The sequence below is a fragment of the Bacillus sp. Marseille-P3661 genome, assembly GCF_900240995.1.
Taxonomy (GTDB): domain Bacteria; phylum Bacillota; class Bacilli; order Bacillales; family Bacillaceae_J; genus OESV01.
This window is the reverse complement of record NZ_LT965954.1, coordinates 232,556-251,188: the sequence shown is the minus strand read 5'-3', so window position 1 is coordinate 251,188 and position 18,633 is coordinate 232,556. Positions and strand designations below refer to the sequence as shown.

Here is an 18,633-nt window from a genome sequence, read left to right as displayed (position 1 = left end):
GTGTGATTATATGAATAAAAATAAAACTGTACATATTAAGGTTGGAGCTAGGATACTATCGTTACTATTTGTCCTGCTCTTTTTTGTTTTGGCAATTCGTTTTATAAACATCCAGACAACTCAGGAAGTAGAAGGACATTCGCTAGCAGACTTAGCAGAAAATAAATGGACAAAAGAGAGAACACTTGAAGCCAATCGAGGAGAAATACTTGATCGTAATGGTGAAGTCATTGCAAAAGATGTTCCTACTTATACTTTATTTGCAATAGTAAAAGAAGAGTACTCGAAAAATTCACCAGTACCATTACACGTAACCGATCCTCACCAAACTGCGTTGCAGCTAGCACCACTCTTAGAAATGGGAGCTTCAGAGATTGAGAGAAGATTAACGTCAATCACTGAAAAAACATTCCAAGTAGAGCTTGGACCAAAGGCTAGAAATATTGATCATGCACTAATGGAAAAGATAAAAGCATTAAAGTTACCCGGAATTAATTTCATCCGCGAGAAAAACAGATTATATCCGAATGGGATGTTTGCTTCGCATGTAGTGGGTTTTGCGCAAACCGATGAAGATGGAGTTCCGCAGGGGAAAATGGGAATTGAGCGCACGTACAATTCAATTTTACAGGGTCAGAATGGTGTAATTACATATAAAAGTGACCGTAAGGGTTTTAAATTACCAGATCCCAAAGAAATGATAACCCCGCCCATCCATGGTAATAATGTTCATTTAACTTTGGATCAAAAAATACAAACTTTTGTCGAAAGTGCTTTAACATACGTGGATAAAGAATATCAACCTGAAAACAGTATTGCTATCGTTGCAAATCCTAAAACAGGTGAAATTTTAGCGATGGGATCGAGACCTAGCTTTGACCCAAATATCCGCGATATCCAAAATTATTTAAATGATCCAATTTCAAATTCCTTTGAACCTGGTTCTACTTTTAAAATTTTCACACTTGCTGCAGCTATTGATGCTGGTGCATTTAACGCAAACGAGGAATATCAATCAGGCTCTTATAAACTCCCAAATGTAAGGGCAATCCGCGACCATAACAGAGTTGGTTGGGGGAAAATTACTTATTTAGAAGGCGTCCAAAGGTCGTCAAACGTTGCGTTCGCGAAGATTGTCAATGAAGAGCTAGGGACGGATAATTTCCGAGTGTATTTAGACCGATTTGGGTTCCATCAACCAACAGGGATAGATCTTCCAAATGAAGCAAGCGGGAATATTCTCTATAACTGGCCAATCGAAAAATTAACGACAGCGTTCGGACAAGGGACAATGATTACACCAATCCAACAAATCCAAGCGGCAACAGCAATCGCGAATAATGGAAAAATGATGAAACCATTTATTATCAAAAAAATCGTTGATCCGAATACCGGTGACATTATTAACGAAACAGAGCCAAAGGTTGTCGGTGAACCAATTAAACCTGAAACAGCAATGCAAGTGCTTGATATTTTGGAAACTGTGGTCTCTTCGGAAGCGGGTACAGGTAAACCATACCGAATTGAAGGCTACGAAATTGCGGGAAAAACAGGTACTGCTCAAATCCCTGATCCCAAAACAGGTCAGTATATGAATGGACACGGTAATAATGTCTTTTCTTTTCTTGGCTTTATTCCAAAGGATGATCCACAATTAGTCATGTATGTTTCGGTAAAAAGACCAAGGTTAGAAAATCATGAACTGGGTTCTGAGCCAGCATCATATATTTTCAAGACTGTTATGAGAAATAGTATGCATTATTTAAATGTTGCTCCAACTGAAGAAAAGAAGGACAAGCCGGTATCTAAAAGTGGTTTGATTTTACCAGATGTAAAAGGTCTTTCGATTGAAGAAGCTAAAAAGAAACTCGAGGGCTTAGGTATTCGGACTATTCTCCTTGGTTCAACCGGAAAAGTGATGGAGCAAATACCATACGCTAACAGTAAGCTGTTACCAAATGAAACAGTAATCATTAAAACAGATGGAAAAGTGACTATGCCTAATATAACAGGGTGGTCGTTACGAGATATTATGAAGTTAAGTGATGCAGTTGGTTTAAAACCAAATATTATTGGGTCAGGTTATGTAGTTAATCAAAATATTAATGAAGGCACCGTTATAAAAAGTGGTGATTATCTCGTAGCTGAATTAAAGCCTCCTTTTGAAGAGGAGAAGGAGCAAGAGCAAAGTGTGATTCCTGAAGTTCCATCTGAAGATAATCTCGAACTAAATGAGATAACTGAAAGTATAAGAGAGTAGATTTCCAACTTGAATTGATAAGTTGCCAAGGCTGTGCATAGATCCTGTTCTAATCAAAACCGTACAAGCATATGATGAAACAAGCTAGTTCAAGGAGGTACTCGTCTTGAGGGTTTCAAATGTTACAGTACGTAAACGCTTAGTTACGGTTTTGATTATTGGATTATTACTTTTTGCAGTTCTAGATGTTCGTTTAGGTTATGTACAATTAGTAATGGGGAATTGGCTTAGCGAAAAAGCTTTAGATTCATGGGGGAGAAATATACCTTTTGAGCCTGAGCGAGGAGAAATTCTTGATAGAAATGGTATTCCATTAGCTACTAATGTAAGTTCACCTACTGTTTATGTTATTCCTAGACAAATTGAAGATCCTGCCGATGCTGCTAAGAAACTTGCAGCTGTTTTAAACATGTCAGAAGAAAAGGCATATCGTCACATTACAAAAGTTACGTCGATTGAACGTATTCCTGAAGGAAGAAAAATTACAAACGAAAAGGCTAATGAAGTTCTTGCTTTAAATATAAAAGGTGTTTATATTGCAGAAGACTCGAGACGCCATTATCCGTTTGGAAGTTATTTATCGCATGTCTTAGGCTTTACAGGGATTGATAATCAAGGCTTAATGGGACTGGAACTGTATTACGATGATAAGCTAAGTGGAGAACGTGGGCATGTTTCCTTTATTGCAGATGCAAAAGGACGCAAGATGCCAGATTCTACAGATGAGTATACGCCACCAATTGATGGGCTAAATATGAAGTTGACAATAGATTCTAGAGTCCAGACTATTATTGAAAGAGAATTAGATATTGCAGAAGCAACCTATCATCCAGATGGGGCGATTGCGATTGCCATGGATCCAAAAACTGGAGAAATTTTAGGGATGTCAAGTCGACCTGATTTCGACCCTGAAAAATATCAAGATGTACCTCAAGAAATATATAACAGAAATTTGCCTGTTTGGAGTACGTATGAGCCTGGTTCAACTTTTAAGATTATTACATTGGCAGCTGCATTAGAGGAAGGGTTAGTAGATCTTGAAAAAGACACTTTTAACGATTCTGGTGCTATTAAGGTCGAAGGAGCAACACTTCATTGTTGGAAACGTGGTGGGCATGGTCATCAGACATATTTAGAAGTAGTCCAAAACTCGTGTAACCCTGGCTTTGTTACCTTAGGTCAAAAGCTAGGTAAAGAAAAACTTTTTGATTACATAAAAAGTTTTGGATTTGGTCAAAAAACAGGTATTGATTTACAAGGGGAAGGTAAAGGAATTCTTTTCTCTTTACCACGAGTAGGGCCAGTAGAACTTGCTACAACTGCATTTGGTCAAGGGGTATCTGTTACGCCGATACAACAAGTAACTGCTGTAGCAGCTGCTGTTAATGGCGGCTATCTTTACCAGCCATATATTGCTAAAGAATGGGTTGATCCAATATCTGGTAAAGTGGTTCAAAGGACGACTCCGAAAATGAAACAACGAGTTATTTCCGAGGAAACATCGAAAGAAATTCGATACGCATTAGAAAGTGTGGTTGCACAAGGAACAGGGAAACCAGCTTTTGTAGAAGGTTACCGTGTAGGTGGAAAAACGGGAACAGCCCAAAAAGTAAAAAATGGCCGTTATATGGAAAACAATCATATTGTATCATTTATTGGCTTTGCTCCAGCGGACGATCCTCAGCTGGTAGTCTATGTAGGGATTGATAATCCAAAAGATACTGTACAGTTTGGTGGGGTGGTTGCTGCACCGATTGTAGGGAATATTATGGAGGATAGTCTTCGAGCCCTAGAGATTGAAAAAAGAAAAGGACAGATTGAAAAAGAATATACATGGCCTGATCCTATGACAGTCGAAGTTCCTAATATTGTAGGTCTTAAAACACAAGAACTGCAACAATATTTAGTAGATTTAAGAATAGAAAAAAGTGGAGAAGGAAATGTTGTCATCGATCAATCACCTGAACCTGGAGAAAAAGTTGAATCGGGGGCAACAATACGAATATACTTGGGGAATAAGTAAGTGAAAGTACAAACTATTACATCCAGTGAACATAAAACAGGTGTTGAATTTTAATAATTAGTCAAAAATGTAATGTATGAGAATAAAACGGAATTTCGTCAGTAGGCGAAATTCCAATTTTTCTACATATTCATGTTATAAAGACAACTTCCCTTTTGATATAATGTTGAAGTGGTTAATATAGTATAGAAAGGAATCCAAATATGGAACTTCAAACCTTACTTAGCAGCTTATCATATTATAAACAAGTACATACTGGAAACCCGATCATTTCATCGATTGAGATGGACTCGAGAAATATTAAAAGTGGGAGCTTATTTATTTGTATAAAAGGCTTTACAGTTGATGGTCACGATTTTGTTTCCGACGCAATTAATATGGGGGCAAGTGCTATAATTGCTGAACATGAACTGCAAATCGATCCAACTATCCCATATATAATTGTAAATGATACTAAGAGAGCATTAGCAAATCTAGCTGATTATTTCTATGGTCAACCAACAAAGAGCTTGAAATTAATCGGCGTAACTGGTACAAACGGAAAAACCACAACTACACATATTATTGATGAAATTTTTAAAGCAAATGGGGACAAAACAGGGTTAATTGGTACGATGTATATGAAGATTGGTGAAGAAATTATCAATGTGAAAAATACCACACCTGAATCCCTTTTATTACAACAGACTTTCAAATCCATGGTAGATAAAAATGTGAAAACAGCGATTATGGAAGTATCATCACATGCTCTTGATTTAGGCAGGGTTCGTGGTTGTGATTACGATGTGGCTGTATTTACAAATTTATCTCAGGACCATCTTGATTATCATAAAACGATGGAGGAATATGCCCGGACGAAAGGGCTTTTATTTTCGCAACTTGGAAATGTGATGAATTATGAAAAACCAAAGTTTGCGATTTTGAATAATGACGATCCTATATCAGCGGAATATAAAAAGATCACATCTGGGGCCCATGTTCTAACATACGGAATTGATTCCAGCAGTGATGTTGTTGCAAAGGACATAAATATGGGTGCCCAAGGGACATCTTTTGCATTAGTAACCCCTAAAGGTGAAATTGATATATCTATGAAATTCATTGGGAAATTTAGCGTATATAATGTTCTTGCTGCTGCAACGGTTGCTATCGCTGCAAACATACCGTTATCAATAATAAAAGAAACTGTTGAGAAAATGAACGGGGTTGCAGGTAGATTTGAAGTAGTAAATGCTAACCAAAGCTATACAGTCATAGTTGATTATTCACATACACCTGATAGTTTGGAAAATGCCTTAAGGACAGTTCAACAATTTTGTAAAGGAAAAGTTTACGTTATTATAGGATGTGGAGGAGATCGGGATAAAACAAAACGTCCGATCATGGCAAACATCGCTGTAAAGTATAGTGATGAAGCTATTTTTACATCAGATAACCCGAGATCTGAAGATCCAAATCAAATCTTAAAAGATATGGAATCAGGTGTGGCCAATGGTGATAGATACGTAATAATCGAAGATCGCAAGATTGCAATTGAGTATGCGATTAAAAAAGCGCAAATAAATGATGTTATTTTAATTGCAGGTAAAGGTCATGAAACATATCAGATAATCGGGAAGGATGTTTATGACTTTGATGATCGTGAAGTTGCAAAACAAGCGATAAAGGAGAGGGACAAATGAAAATCTCATTAAATGAACTAACAAGAGTTTTCCCGATTAGAAAAGGGACAAATGATAAAGAAATTATAATTAATGAGATTATGACTGATAGCCGTAAGGGGGTTATTAAAGGGCTGTTTGTTCCAATTGTAGGTGATAAGTTTGATGGACACAACTTTTTAAAGGAAGCGATCAATAACGGAGCGATTGCAACTTTATGGCAAGAGGATAAAGAGATTCCAGCCTTTGTTCCTAATCATTTTCCTGTATACTTTGTAAAGGATACACTTCAAGCACTGCAAACATTATCAAAATTTTATTTAGATGTAGTCAATCCAATAGTTATTGGAATAACAGGTTCAAATGGAAAAACGACTACCAAAGACTTAGTCGATGCTGTACTCCAAAAAAAGTATAAGACTTTTAAAACACAAGGGAACTTTAATAATCATATAGGTTTACCATTAACAATATTAGCAATGCCGGAAAGAACGGAAGCTCTAATATTGGAAATGGGCATGAATCATTTTGGTGAGATTTCATTCTTGAGCCAATTGGCAAAACCAAGTTATGCAATTATAACAAATATAGGTGAGTCACATATTGAATATTTGGGAAGTCGAGCTGGTATTGCCAAAGCAAAATTAGAAATATTGGATGGTTTACGTTCAAATGGTAAGGTGATCGTCGATGGTGATGAACCTTTGTTGCGTAATAAGATTGAGGGTAATCGTGTGATATACTGTGGCTTTGAAAGTGATAACAATTTCAACATATCAGACGTACACATAGAAGGTACAGGAATAAATTATAAGGTTAATGATACCACCTATAATCTACCGTTAATTGGAAATCACAATGCAAAAAATGCAAGTTTTGCTATTGCGCTGGCTATTGAATTAGGAATATCTGCTACAGATATTCAAGCTGCATTAAATGATATTGAGATCACAAGTATGAGACTTCAACAGCTTGAAGGTAAGAATGGATCGCTTTTTATCAATGATGCCTACAATTCAAGTCCTACCTCAATGATCGCAGCAATCGAAACCGTTAAGTCGTTAAACTATGAAAAAAAGGTACTGGTGCTCGGTGATATGTATGAGCTAGGAACAAATGAAGAGCAGCTTCATCGAAGTGTTGCAGTGGCAATAAAACCACCGATTACTGATTTGATAACAATTGGGGATAAAGCACAGTGGATCGCTGATGAGTGTTTAAAAAAGGGAATGCAAGTATCCGTACAGACTTATCCAAACAAGGCTGAATCTATTCAAGCGATTTCTAAAACTCTTGGTCCATCTACTGTAGTCCTATTTAAAGCATCACGAGGTGTTAAGCTTGAAACCGTGATAAGAAACTTAATGGATAGCAATTAATGAGAAAGGAAAATTATTAGGAACTAGGTAAATCTATATTACTATGAAAGGGGGATCATTATGCTTGAACGAAGTATGCTAATGACTATAATTATGGCTTTTTTAATAGCTGCACTATTATCACCAATTATGATTCCTTTTTTGCGTCGCTTGAAATTTGGGCAGAGTATTCGTGAAGAAGGACCAAAGTCACATCAGAAAAAATCTGGTACGCCGACTATGGGAGGTGTAATGATTGTACTAGCTATTATCATTACAAGTTTAGTAATGACTAGTAAATTTTCAACACCAACAATGGAAACTTATTTATTACTTTTCGTAACATTGGGTTATGGATTATTAGGTTTTCTTGACGATTTTATTAAAATTAGTATGAAGAGGAATTTAGGATTAACTTCAAGACAAAAGTTAATCGGTCAATTAGTTATTGCAATTATATTTTATTTCTTTTTGAATAAAATGGGCTTTTCTACATATATTGAGGTGCCGGGAACGGAGTTATCCTTTGATATTGGTTGGGCATATATAATATTATTAATTTTTATGCTTGTTGGAGCATCTAATGCAGTAAACTTAACAGATGGATTAGATGGTTTACTGGCAGGAACATCCGCAATTGCTTTTGGAGCATTTGCGATTTTAGCATGGAATCAATCACAATATGAGGTAGCGTTGTTTTCTGTGGCCGTGGTTGGTGCTGTATTAGGATTTTTGGTATTCAATGCACATCCTGCAAAAGTATTTATGGGGGATACTGGCTCGTTAGCATTAGGAGGAGCGATAGCTGCCATTGCCATATTATTAAAATTAGAGATTTTACTAGTTATTATTGGCGGTGTTTTTGTTATTGAGACACTATCTGTTATTATCCAAGTTATATCGTTCAAAACAACAGGAAAACGAGTATTTAAAATGAGCCCATTACACCACCATTATGAGTTAATCGGGTGGTCCGAGTGGCGAGTTGTTGTCACTTTCTGGCTTGTTGGCTTATTATGTGCTGGTTTAGGAATCTATATAGAGGTGTGGATTTAATTGAAAAAGACAACTGAGTATAAAGATAAACAAATCCTTGTTTTAGGGTTAGCGAAAAGTGGCTTTGCCGCAGCAAAATTATTGCATAAATTGGGAGCAAAAGTGGTTGTGAATGATCAAAAGTCTTTAGAGGACAGTCAGGAAGCAGCTGTATTAAAAGAATTAGGGATTGATGTGATTGGTGGTGGCCATCCGCAGCATTTGATGTCGAGTCACTTCGATTTGATTGTGAAAAATCCTGGGATTCCATATAGTAATCCTATTCTTGAAAGTGCGCTTCAAAGGGATATTCCGATTATTACAGAGGTTGAAATTGCGTATAGCATTACCGAATCTGATATTATTGGAATTACCGGTTCAAATGGAAAAACGACGACCACAACACTTATCTATGAGATGCTAAAAGAGGGCAATATGGATGCTTATCTTTCAGGTAACATTGGAACAGTTGCATGTGAAGTGGCTGCAAATACAACTAGTAATCAACCATTAGTAATGGAGCTATCGTCCTTTCAGCTAATGGGAACGATAAAGTTCAGACCGAAAATTGCAATTTTACTTAATATTTTTAATGCACATTTAGACTATCACGGAACAATAGAAGCATATGGAGAAGCGAAGGCCAATATTTTTAAAAAGCAAATGGACACAGATTTTGCGGTTGTTAATGCCGATGATTCCATTGTAATGGAGTTGGTCAAGGGAACAAACGCACAAATTGTTCCATTCTCGATGAATCAAATCGAGAAAAACGGTACGTATATCAAAGACGACCATTTATTTTATAAAGAAGAGCTTGTCATTCCTATAGCTGATATCGTTTTACCGGGCAAGCATAATTTGGAAAATATCCTAGCTGCCGTTGCTGCAGTAAAAATACAAGGTGTTCCGAATGAAGCAATACAACACGTTTTAAGAACCTTTACAGGTGTTAAGCATCGATTACAATATGTCGAATCAATAAAAGGGCGGAAATTTTACAACGATTCGAAAGCAACGAATATTTTAGCTACACAAAAAGCAATCACTGCCTTTCAAGATCCTACAATTCTTTTAGCTGGCGGACTGGATCGTGGAAACAGTTTTGATGAATTAATTCCGGCCTTAAAAAGAGTAAAAGCAGTGATCACTTTTGGGCAAACTGCAGAAAAAATCTCAGATGCTGCCAAAGCGGCGGGGATTAATATAATTAAAACTGTCGATAATGTTGAAAAGGCCGTCCCAGAAGCATATGCATTATCTGAAGAAGGCGATGTTATATTATTATCACCAGCATGCGCAAGCTGGGACCAATATAAAACATTTGAACAACGTGGAGACATGTTTGTAGAATCCGTGCATAAACTTAAAGTAGACTAGTCCTTCTAAGAGAATCTGCAGAGAAAATAGTGATTGAGGTGTATTCGTTGCAGAATAAAAAATCAACGCCCGATTTTATCCTTATTCTAGCTACTTTGGCTCTATTGGCTGTAGGCATGATTATGGTATACAGTGCTAGTGCTGTTTGGGCCAATTACAAATTTGATGATTCATTCTTTTTTGCTAAGCGGCAGCTCCTTTTTGCTGGAGTAGGAGTCATTGCTATGTTTGCTATTATGAATGTTGACTACTGGACCTGGCGAACATGGTCTAAAGCTATTTTGATTTTCTGTTTTGTATTGTTAATTGTTGTCCTAATACCGGGTGTTGGTCTTGTTCGTGGTGGTGCACAAAGCTGGTTAGGTATCGGTGCATTTTCCATTCAACCCTCGGAATTTATGAAGTTAGCAATGATTGCTTTTTTAGCAAAGTTCTTATCCGAAAATCAAAAGAAAGTGACCTCGTTTAAAAAAGGATTAGTTCCATCATTAGGACTTGTATTTATAGCATTTGCACTCATCATGCTTCAACCAGATCTTGGAACAGGTGCTGTTATGGTAGGGACTTGTGTAGTAATGATCTTTGTAGCTGGTGCGAGAATTAGCCATTTTGTTGGTTTAGGTTTATTAGGAGTTGCAGGTTTTGTGGGCTTGATTATTTCGGCACCATACCGAATTAAACGGATTACTGCGTTTTTAGATCCATGGCAAGATCCACTTAACAGTGGTTTCCAAATTATACAATCTCTATATGCGATCGGTCCTGGGGGATTGCTTGGATTAGGGTTGGGACAGAGTAGGCAGAAGTTTTTCTATTTGCCAGAACCACAAACTGATTTTATTTTTGCGATATTAGCAGAAGAACTTGGTTTTATCGGTGGTACATTTGTTATTTTATTATTCACATTATTATTATGGCGAGGAGTTAGAATTGCTTTAGGTGCACCTGATTTATTTGGTAGTTTTTTAGGTATAGGAATCATTGCAATGATTGCAATTCAGGTTATAATAAATATCGGTGTTGTAACCGGACTTATGCCCGTAACAGGTATAACTTTACCGTTTCTAAGTTATGGCGGCTCCTCGCTAACGCTTATGTTAATGGCCGTCGGTGTGTTATTGAATATAAGTCGCTATGCTAGGTATTAAATAACCCTGTTCTGAACAGGGTTTATATTTTTTAAAGAAAGTATATATTTTGTACGTAATTGTCAAACTCCAGCGCCTAGTGATCAGGGCGTTTGCGCTTTCTAGGAAGATTGCAGCATTTAGTATACTTATTACTTTTAAAACGGGGGGATCACCATGAAAATATTAGTTAGTGGCGGTGGTACAGGTGGTCATATCTATCCTGCATTAGCTTTTATTAAAGAAGTTAAAAAACATCATCCCAATGCGGAATTTTTATATATTGGAACAAAGAATGGTCTTGAAAGTTCAATTGTCCAGCGAACTGGCGGGATCCCTTTTAAGGCGATTGAAATCACAGGATTTAAAAGAAGTTTATCGTTTGATAATGTAAAAACAATTATGCGTTTTTTACGTGGAACTTCAGTTAGTAAAAAGTACATAAAGGATTTCCAACCAGACGTTGTATTAGGAACAGGTGGGTACGTATGCGGACCGGTTGTCTATGCCGCCGCTAAATTAAAAGTTCCTACGATCATCCATGAGCAAAATAGTGTTCCTGGATTAACAAATAAGTTCTTAAGTAAGTACGTAGATAAAGTAGCGCTTTGCTTTGAAGAAGCCGGTGAGTTTTTTCCTAAAAATAAATCGATTTTAACAGGAAACCCACGTGCATCGGAAGTAATGGGACATGATGGAAAGGAAGGCCGAGAATCATTAAATCTAGATCCGACAAAAAAAGTAGTTCTAATTGTTGGAGGAAGTCGGGGCGCCAAGCCTATTAATGATGCTTTTTTGGATGTTTTACCTGAGGTTACAAAAAAAGAATATCAAGTACTTTATGTCACAGGTGAAGTTCATTATGATAAAGTTGTTAAAGAAGTTAATAAGCTCAGCAATCCATCTAATGTAATTATTAAACCGTTTATCTATAATATGCCACAAGTCTTAGCAGGTATTGATTTAATAGTTGCCCGCGCTGGTGCGACCACACTTGCAGAAATAACAGCCTTAGGTATACCAAGCATATTAATTCCAAGTCCGTATGTTACGAATAACCATCAAGAAAAAAATGCAAGATCGTTAGGGGATAAAGGGGCATCCATTGTTAGACTTGAAAAGGAATTCAGCGGAAACGTGCTTTTAAAGGATATCGATCATGTGTTACTAAACGAAGATATCTTAAAAGATATGAAGCTTGCATCCAAAAAACTAGGTATACCTGATGCGGCTCAAAAGCTTTACCAATTGATGGATCAATTAATTAAACAGCGTACCTGACAAGACATAGATGCATAGCCTATTAATACTAGTAAGGTTAAACGCAAGGAGGTTACCATGGAGCAATTATTTAAAAAACTTCAGGAAGCGAATGTTGGCAAGGTTCTTATGAATGAATATTTAAAAAATCATACTACCATGAAAATCGGCGGTCCTGCTGACATATTTGTCGAACCGAAAAGTATTGAGGGTGTTACTAAAACCATTGAACTAATTCGTGCGGAAGGAGTTCCATGGAGAGCAATTGGTCGCGGATCCAATTTACTCGTTCATGATGCCGGAATTAGAGGTGTAGTTATTAAACTCGGTGATGGTATAAATGATCTTGAGATAACAGGAAATAAAGTACGGGTTGGTGGAGGTTATTCACTTATCTCTTTAGCAACAGTAATTAGTAAGAAAGGTTTATCAGGTCTCGAATTTGCCGGGGGTATTCCAGGGTCAGTAGGTGGAGCTGTCTATATGAATGCAGGTGCGCATGGTTCAGATATTTCACACATATTAGAAAAAACTTATGTCGTTTTTAATGATGGAAGTTGTGAATGGTTAACGAATGAAGACATGGAGTTTTCCTATCGTACCTCTCTTTTGCAAAAGAAACGTCCAGGAATTGTTGTTGAGGCTGTTTTCCAACTGGAAGAAGGCGATCGAGATATAATTGTTAAAGAAATGCAAAAGAACAAGGATTACCGCAGAGAAACGCAACCATGGAATTATCCCTGTGCGGGGAGTATTTTTAGAAATCCATTACCTAATTATGCAGGTCAATTAGTAGAAAAAGCTGGTTTAAAGGGTTTCATAATTGGCGGTGCACAGGTATCTCCTATGCACGGTAATTTTATTGTTAACACGGGTTCGGCAACTGCACAAGATGTTTTAAACCTCATAAAACATGTTCAAAGTGTCGTTAATGATAAGTATGGAGTATCTTTGGAAACGGAAGTTGAAATTATTGGTGGAAACTAGAGTAAATAATAACAAAAAATTATATAAATTTGTTATAATGGTAAAAAAACGGAAGTGCCGTGATTAATACAGAAACCGACATTAACTTAGTAAGAACAATTATACGTTTTACGATTAAACGGCATAGGTTTGTGCCGTTTGTCTTATTTGCACTATGTAAAACATTAGGCTGGTGACTAGCTAGTGCTTTTCACTGTGGGGGAGCATTAATGAAAAGTGATAAAGTAATTACAATAGAAGACCGAATACCAAAGTTAAAACAAGAACGTAAACAGAAAGCTAATCGACGCTTTATTTTATATAGTTCTCTTTTCTTCATACTAATTTTATTTGTACTGTACTTTCAATCACCACTAAGTAAGATTCAACATATAGATATTTCGGGTAATATACATGTTTCAGATGAGACCATTATTAATTTAAGCGAAATAAAAATCGGGACAAGCTTCTGGAAGATAAATACGGAATCCATCTTTAAAAAAATCGCTGTGCATGATGAAATCTCAAAAGTAGAGGTTCTAAGAGAATTTCCAAGTAGTATTAAGATTCAAGTAAAAGAGCATTCTAGAGTTGCGTATTTAATTGAAGGGACAAGCTATTATCCTATCATTGAAACGGGGAAGATACTAGATAAAGGAGAACTAGAAGATATACCAGCTGATGCACCGCTATTAATGAACTGGACACAAAGTGAAGAGCTACAAGAAATGGCAGCACAACTTCGGCTAGTTCCTGAAAGCATTTTAAATCGGATCTCCGAAATTCACCTTAAACCTGAAAAATTTGATCCTTTACATATTGTGTTGTTCATGAATGATGGTCAGGAAGTAAGCGCAACTATTCGTGATTTTTCTGAGAAGATTAAAAACTATCCTTCTATAGTAGAACAGCTTAGTGATGATCAGTTTGGTGTTATTCACCTTGAAGTAGGTTCTTATTTTAAAGCATACGAAAATGAAATAGGAGATGAAGAAAGTGAGAGTGAACGGTAAAAATGTAATTCTCTCTTTAGTAATGATTGTTTTAGGATTTTTAATAACATTCTCCTATCAATTAACAAATAGTAATACGGAAACCATTGCGGAAGGTAAACAATGGCAGAGAGAATTTGAATATCGTGAAAATTTAATTCGGTTAGAAGAAACTACAAGAAGGCTACAAGAAGAACTAACTGATAAACAACAGCAGGTACGTGAAATAGAAGCAAATTTAGCTCAGCAAGAAAAATCGTTTAAAACTCTGGTTGAGGATGTTGAAAAACTTCGAATGTTTGCTGGTGACGTACAAGTAACTGGCCCTGGTGTTGAGGTTACCTTGAAAGACGCATCTTATGTGAAAGTAGAAGAAAATGCAAATAATTATATTGTTCATGAAGGTCATGTGCATAAAGTAGTCAATGAGTTATTAACAGCGGGTGCCAAAGCTGTTGCCATTAATGGCCAACGTTTACTGCATAATAGCTATATTGCATGTATCGGGCCTGTTATTAGTGTAGATGGCAATGAACACAATGCGCCGTTTGTAATTTCGGCGATTGGCGATCCGGAGATTTTATTTAGTTCTTTGGTAATTGTTCAAGGTGTTCGAGATCAACTTGTAATGGATAATGTTGAAGTTAAGATTGAAAAAAAGAACGAGTTAATTTTTGATCCCTACTTGGGAATGAAAAATGATTAAGATCTAGGTGTATTCGGATGAAGGGTGATATGATGGGGAGTACAAGTAAATTAACTTTAACAACTATTACGATCATACTAGGATTTATGATTGCTATTCAATTTCAAACTATCAAGGAACCTGAAGTACGTGATACAAGAGATATTTGGGAAATTCGCGAAGACATTGAGCGAGAACAAAAGCTAATTACAGATCTTTATAGGGAAATTCGAAATAAAGATGAAACCTTAAAAAAATATGAAGAAAGTGCTTATTACAGTAAACAGGAAGGTCTTACTGCACAGCTTGAAGATTTGCAGGAAAAAATTGGCCTAACGGAACTAACTGGGCCTGGCATTATTTTAACGATTAAACCTTCGTTTAATAATACTACTATTGGACATCCATATAAATCTGTTCCATCTGATTTGTTAATACGGCTATTAAATGAATTATATCGTAATCAAGCTATATCTGTATCAATTGATAATGAAAGAGTAATTGTTACGACTCCTATTAGAGATGTAAATGGAAGAACTTATGTAAATAACAGTCCATTAGGACCGTTTCCAATTGAAGTCAGAGTGATTGCCCGCGATGCAAAAAAGTTGCATAATCAGATGCAGGTTTCGCAAATTGTCGATGAATTCTTTGCTTTGGAGAATTTAGAATTGACTTCCACTTTACATCAGGAAATAATCCTTCCAGCTTATGATGATGTATTAAGAAATAAATTTATGCAACCCGTTGAACCTGTAACAGAAATGAGGAACAGCTAGTATGTGGTTACCTGTATTAGGATTAATAATTGGCATTATTTTAGGTCTATTAACTGATATAAGAATACCTGATGAATATTCAAATTATCTATCAATTGCAGTATTAGCGGCATTGGATACATTGTTTGGGGGGATAAGAGCCCACTTGCAAAATACATATGATGATAAAGTGTTTGTTTCGGGATTTTTCTCCAATATTTTACTTGCTGCAAGTTTATCTTTTCTAGGTGTTCATCTTGGTGTAGACTTATACTTAGCCGCAGTTTTTGCTTTTGGAGTTCGTTTATTCCAAAACATTGCTGTTATTAGGAGATTATTATTGTCTAAATGGACAAATTCTCGTGAAAAATAGAAAAAATCTTTATAAAGAAAAAGGGAAAAAGTCGTTCATGTTGAATACTTTTACTTTGAATACTTTTTTTTTATAGTTTCTATTGTTACAAACTTCATCATGCAAATTATCAACAGGAGATTTTTTTGAGGAGGTGCCAAAGAATGAGCAACAGCGAAATATTAGTTAGTCTTGACATCGGTACATCCAATGTTAAAGTAGTCATTGGTGAAGCATCAAATGATTCTTTAAACATTATAGGTGTGGGGAACGTTAAATCTGAAGGAATCAAAAAGGGCTCAATTGTTGACATAGATGAAACAGTTCTGTCAATTCGAAAAGCAGTCGAGCAGGCTGAACGAATGGTAGGGATGAATATAAATCGTGTTGTGGTAGGCGTTGCAGGCAATCATGTCCAACTAATACCCTGTCACGGTGTGGTGGCTGTTTCTAGTGAAAATAGAGAAATTGGAAATGACGATATAGCACGTGTTATAGATGCGGCTCAAGTGATTTCTGTACCTCCTGAGAGAGAAATTATTGGGGTTGTACCACACCAATTTATAGTGGATGGACTAGATGGAATCAATGATCCTCGTGGGATGATTGGTGTTCGACTTGAATTAGAAGGAACAATTGTAACTGGTTCAAGAACGATGTTACATAATTTATTAAGATGTGTAGAACGTGCAGGTCTTGAAATAACAGATATTTGTCTCCAACCATTGGCAACTGGCACAATCGCGTTGTCGAGAGATGAGAAAAATATAGGAGTTGCACTTGTTGATATTGGTGGCGGCCAAACAACCGTATCTATTTATGAACAAGGTCATTTGCAAGTAACAACTGTTTTACCTGTTGGTGGTGACCATATCACAAATGATATCTCGATTGGCCTTCGAACTTCTACAGAAGAAGCAGAGAAAATTAAGGTGAAGCATGGATATGCTTTTTATGATCATGCGTCCGAAGAGGAAGTATTTTCTGTTTCAGTTATCGGAAGTGATAAAAAAGAACAGTATAGTCAACTTGATCTCTCTGATATAATTGAAGCTAGACTAGAGGAAATCCTATTATTAGTTCAGGAATCTATAAAAAAATTAGGATATCGAGAGTTGCCGGGAGGGTATGTGTTAACTGGAGGACTTTCAAATATGCCAGGTATATTAGAGCTTGCACAACTCGTACTTCGACAAAATGTTCGTATTGCAAAGCCTGATTACATTGGGGTGCGTGACCCAATTTATACCACAAGTGTTGGGTTAATCCAATATGCTTATAAAAACGCCAAAATTCAAGGTGCTGAAGTAGCTGCAACGAATTCTAATAATGAATTAGAACGCCCTCAAAAAAGAACGCAGAAAGTAATTAATAAGCCGAAAGCAAACAAAGCAGGTATGAAAAAAAGAGTCAAAGAAATTTTCGAATCTTTTTTTGAGTAAGGAGATTGATGTGAATTTGGAAGATATAGGAGGATTTTGCGATGCTGCAGTTTGATACACATATGGATCAATTAGCTACTATAAAAGTTATTGGAGTCGGCGGCGGTGGAAGCAATGCTGTGAATCGAATGATTGAACATGGCGTTCAAGGTGTCGAATTTATCGCGGTAAATACTGATGCCCAAGCATTAAATTTATCAAAGGCTGAAATCAAATTACAAATAGGTACAAAATTAACTAGAGGTTTAGGTGCTGGTGCTAATCCTGAGGTTGGTAAGAAGGCTGCAGAAGAGAGTAAAGAGCAGCTTGAAGAGGCGTTAAAGGGCGCTGACATGGTATTCGTGACTGCTGGTATGGGTGGGGGAACAGGTACTGGTGCAGCCCCTGTTATTGCTCAAATAGCTAAAGAATTAGGTGCCTTAACAGTGGGAGTAGTAACACGACCATTTACATTTGAAGGCCGTAAACGTCAAACACAAGCGGCTAGCGGTATATCTGCATTCAAAGAAAACGTAGATACATTAATTGTAATCCCTAATGATAGATTACTTGAAATTGTTGATAAAAATACACCTATGCTAGAAGCGTTCCGTGAAGCGGATAATGTACTTCGTCAAGGTGTACAAGGTATTTCAGATTTAATTGCAGTGCCTGGATTAATTAACCTAGACTTTGCTGATGTAAAGACAATAATGTCGGACAAAGGTTCTGCCCTTATGGGAATTGGTATTGCGACTGGTGAAAATCGCGCTGCGGAAGCAGCAAAAAAAGCTATCTCCAGTCCGTTACTAGAGACATCTATCGATGGTGCTCAAGGTGTATTAATGAATATCACTGGTGGCATGAACTTAAGCTTATATGAAGTGCAAGAAGCTGCTGATATCGTCGCAAGTGCTTCAGATGAAGAAGTAAATATGATTTTTGGTTCGGTAATAAATGAAGATTTAAAAGATGAAATTGTTGTTACGGTAATTGCTACAGGGTTTAAAGAATTGGATTTAACTAATCCGAAACCAAGTCAACGTCCTGGAATAATTAATACTCGCCAAGCTGCGCCATCTAACAGGGTAATGCAAAGACGGGAAGAACCGGCCCCACAATCTGAGCCAACACATGTAGGGAACAGTGGCCATGTTGAAGATACATTGGACATACCTACATTTCTACGAAATAGAAATCGTCGCCGCTAGAAGTAGCCAAAAAAGCTTATACAAACGTATAAGCTTTTTTTTTGGAGAAATTTACTTAATCTTAATTTTATTCACTTCAAATCAAGATAGTATATCGTTGTGGATTTTCATCTACCTATACTTTTCTCTCTTCGTCACTAACTT

The 18,633-nt window shown here is 36.7% G+C and carries 14 protein-coding genes and 1 pseudogene; all 15 read left to right on the top strand.

Annotated features, from left to right (window positions below; translation table 11 throughout):
* The first annotated feature begins 10 nt into the window (after nucleotides 1-10).
* The 15 genes and pseudogenes from C1724_RS12095 (at nucleotide 11) to ftsZ (ending at nucleotide 18,489) form a co-directional block, all read left to right on the top strand.
* Entirely contained in the window at nucleotides 11-2,260 is a 2,250-nt protein-coding gene (locus C1724_RS12095) for a penicillin-binding protein (RefSeq protein WP_102347033.1), read from the top strand.
* Between the two features lie 106 nt (nucleotides 2,261-2,366).
* The gene (locus C1724_RS12090; RefSeq protein ID WP_102347032.1) at nucleotides 2,367-4,283 is read left to right on the top strand and encodes a stage V sporulation protein D; all 1,917 of its coding nucleotides are present in this window, start codon (nucleotides 2,367-2,369) and stop codon (nucleotides 4,281-4,283) included.
* 203 nt (nucleotides 4,284-4,486) lie between these two features.
* Nucleotides 4,487-5,965, top strand: coding sequence for a UDP-N-acetylmuramoyl-L-alanyl-D-glutamate--2,6-diaminopimelate ligase (locus C1724_RS12085; protein ID WP_102347031.1), 1,479 nt, complete (start codon nucleotides 4,487-4,489; stop codon nucleotides 5,963-5,965).
* Nucleotides 5,962-7,323, top strand: a complete 1,362-nt coding sequence (locus tag C1724_RS12080; RefSeq protein ID WP_102347030.1) for a UDP-N-acetylmuramoyl-tripeptide--D-alanyl-D-alanine ligase — start codon at nucleotides 5,962-5,964, stop codon at nucleotides 7,321-7,323. The genes C1724_RS12085 and C1724_RS12080 overlap by 4 nt, the downstream gene beginning before the upstream one ends.
* A gap of 60 nt (nucleotides 7,324-7,383) precedes the next feature.
* A complete protein-coding gene (gene mraY / locus C1724_RS12075; protein ID WP_102347029.1) occupies nucleotides 7,384-8,358 on the top strand; it encodes a phospho-N-acetylmuramoyl-pentapeptide-transferase in 975 nt (324 codons plus the stop codon).
* Nucleotides 8,359-9,717 carry a UDP-N-acetylmuramoyl-L-alanine--D-glutamate ligase gene (gene murD, locus C1724_RS12070; RefSeq protein ID WP_102347028.1) on the top strand — a complete coding sequence of 453 codons (1,359 nt, stop codon included), beginning with the start codon at nucleotides 8,359-8,361 and terminating at the stop codon, nucleotides 9,715-9,717.
* A 47-nt stretch (nucleotides 9,718-9,764) separates the two neighbouring features.
* Entirely contained in the window at nucleotides 9,765-10,865 is a 1,101-nt protein-coding gene (gene spoVE / locus C1724_RS12065; protein WP_102347027.1) for a stage V sporulation protein E, read from the top strand.
* A gap of 156 nt (nucleotides 10,866-11,021) precedes the next feature.
* Entirely contained in the window at nucleotides 11,022-12,125 is a 1,104-nt protein-coding gene (gene murG, locus C1724_RS12060) for an undecaprenyldiphospho-muramoylpentapeptide beta-N-acetylglucosaminyltransferase (protein WP_102347026.1), read from the top strand.
* Nucleotides 12,126-12,182: 57 nt separating this feature from the next.
* Nucleotides 12,183-13,091 (top strand): UDP-N-acetylmuramate dehydrogenase, encoded by a 909-nt coding sequence (gene murB, locus C1724_RS12055; protein WP_102347025.1) that lies wholly within the window; start codon nucleotides 12,183-12,185, stop codon nucleotides 13,089-13,091.
* A 209-nt stretch (nucleotides 13,092-13,300) separates the two neighbouring features.
* Nucleotides 13,301-14,083: a cell division protein FtsQ/DivIB gene (locus C1724_RS12050; RefSeq protein WP_102347024.1), complete on the top strand. Its 783-nt coding sequence runs from the start codon at nucleotides 13,301-13,303 to the stop codon at nucleotides 14,081-14,083.
* The gene (locus C1724_RS12045) at nucleotides 14,067-14,768 is read left to right on the top strand and encodes a DUF881 domain-containing protein (RefSeq protein ID WP_102347023.1); all 702 of its coding nucleotides are present in this window, start codon (nucleotides 14,067-14,069) and stop codon (nucleotides 14,766-14,768) included. Before C1724_RS12050 ends, C1724_RS12045 begins: the two co-directional genes overlap by 17 nt.
* Nucleotides 14,769-14,785: 17 nt before the next feature.
* Entirely contained in the window at nucleotides 14,786-15,526 is a 741-nt protein-coding gene (locus C1724_RS12040) for a DUF881 domain-containing protein (RefSeq protein WP_258000379.1), read from the top strand.
* 1 nt (nucleotide 15,527) lies between these two features.
* Nucleotides 15,528-15,888: pseudogene (locus tag C1724_RS12035) on the top strand (small basic family protein); the annotation flags it as partial.
* 133 nt (nucleotides 15,889-16,021) lie between these two features.
* Nucleotides 16,022-17,299, top strand: coding sequence for a cell division protein FtsA (gene ftsA / locus C1724_RS12030; RefSeq protein WP_102347021.1), 1,278 nt, complete (start codon nucleotides 16,022-16,024; stop codon nucleotides 17,297-17,299).
* A 41-nt stretch (nucleotides 17,300-17,340) separates the two neighbouring features.
* A complete protein-coding gene (gene ftsZ / locus C1724_RS12025) occupies nucleotides 17,341-18,489 on the top strand; it encodes a cell division protein FtsZ (protein WP_102347020.1) in 1,149 nt (382 codons plus the stop codon).
* Nucleotides 18,490-18,633: the final 144 nt, after the last annotated feature.

What these genes read in the sequence shown, in the direction of transcription:
- C1724_RS12095 (WP_102347033.1), top strand. Translation starts at nt 11, where the DNA reads ATGAATAAAAATAAAACTGTACATATTAAGGTTGGAGCTAGGATACTA.
- C1724_RS12085 (WP_102347031.1), top strand. Translation starts at nt 4,487, where the DNA reads ATGGAACTTCAAACCTTACTTAGCAGCTTATCATATTATAAACAAGTA.
- C1724_RS12080 (WP_102347030.1), top strand. Translation starts at nt 5,962, where the DNA reads ATGAAAATCTCATTAAATGAACTAACAAGAGTTTTCCCGATTAGAAAA.
- mraY (WP_102347029.1), top strand. Translation starts at nt 7,384, where the DNA reads ATGCTTGAACGAAGTATGCTAATGACTATAATTATGGCTTTTTTAATA.
- murG (WP_102347026.1), top strand. Translation starts at nt 11,022, where the DNA reads ATGAAAATATTAGTTAGTGGCGGTGGTACAGGTGGTCATATCTATCCT.
- murB (WP_102347025.1), top strand. Translation starts at nt 12,183, where the DNA reads ATGGAGCAATTATTTAAAAAACTTCAGGAAGCGAATGTTGGCAAGGTT.
- C1724_RS12050 (WP_102347024.1), top strand. Translation starts at nt 13,301, where the DNA reads ATGAAAAGTGATAAAGTAATTACAATAGAAGACCGAATACCAAAGTTA.
- C1724_RS12040 (WP_258000379.1), top strand. Translation starts at nt 14,786, where the DNA reads ATGAAGGGTGATATGATGGGGAGTACAAGTAAATTAACTTTAACAACT.
- ftsA (WP_102347021.1), top strand. Translation starts at nt 16,022, where the DNA reads ATGAGCAACAGCGAAATATTAGTTAGTCTTGACATCGGTACATCCAAT.
- ftsZ (WP_102347020.1), top strand. Translation starts at nt 17,341, where the DNA reads ATGCTGCAGTTTGATACACATATGGATCAATTAGCTACTATAAAAGTT.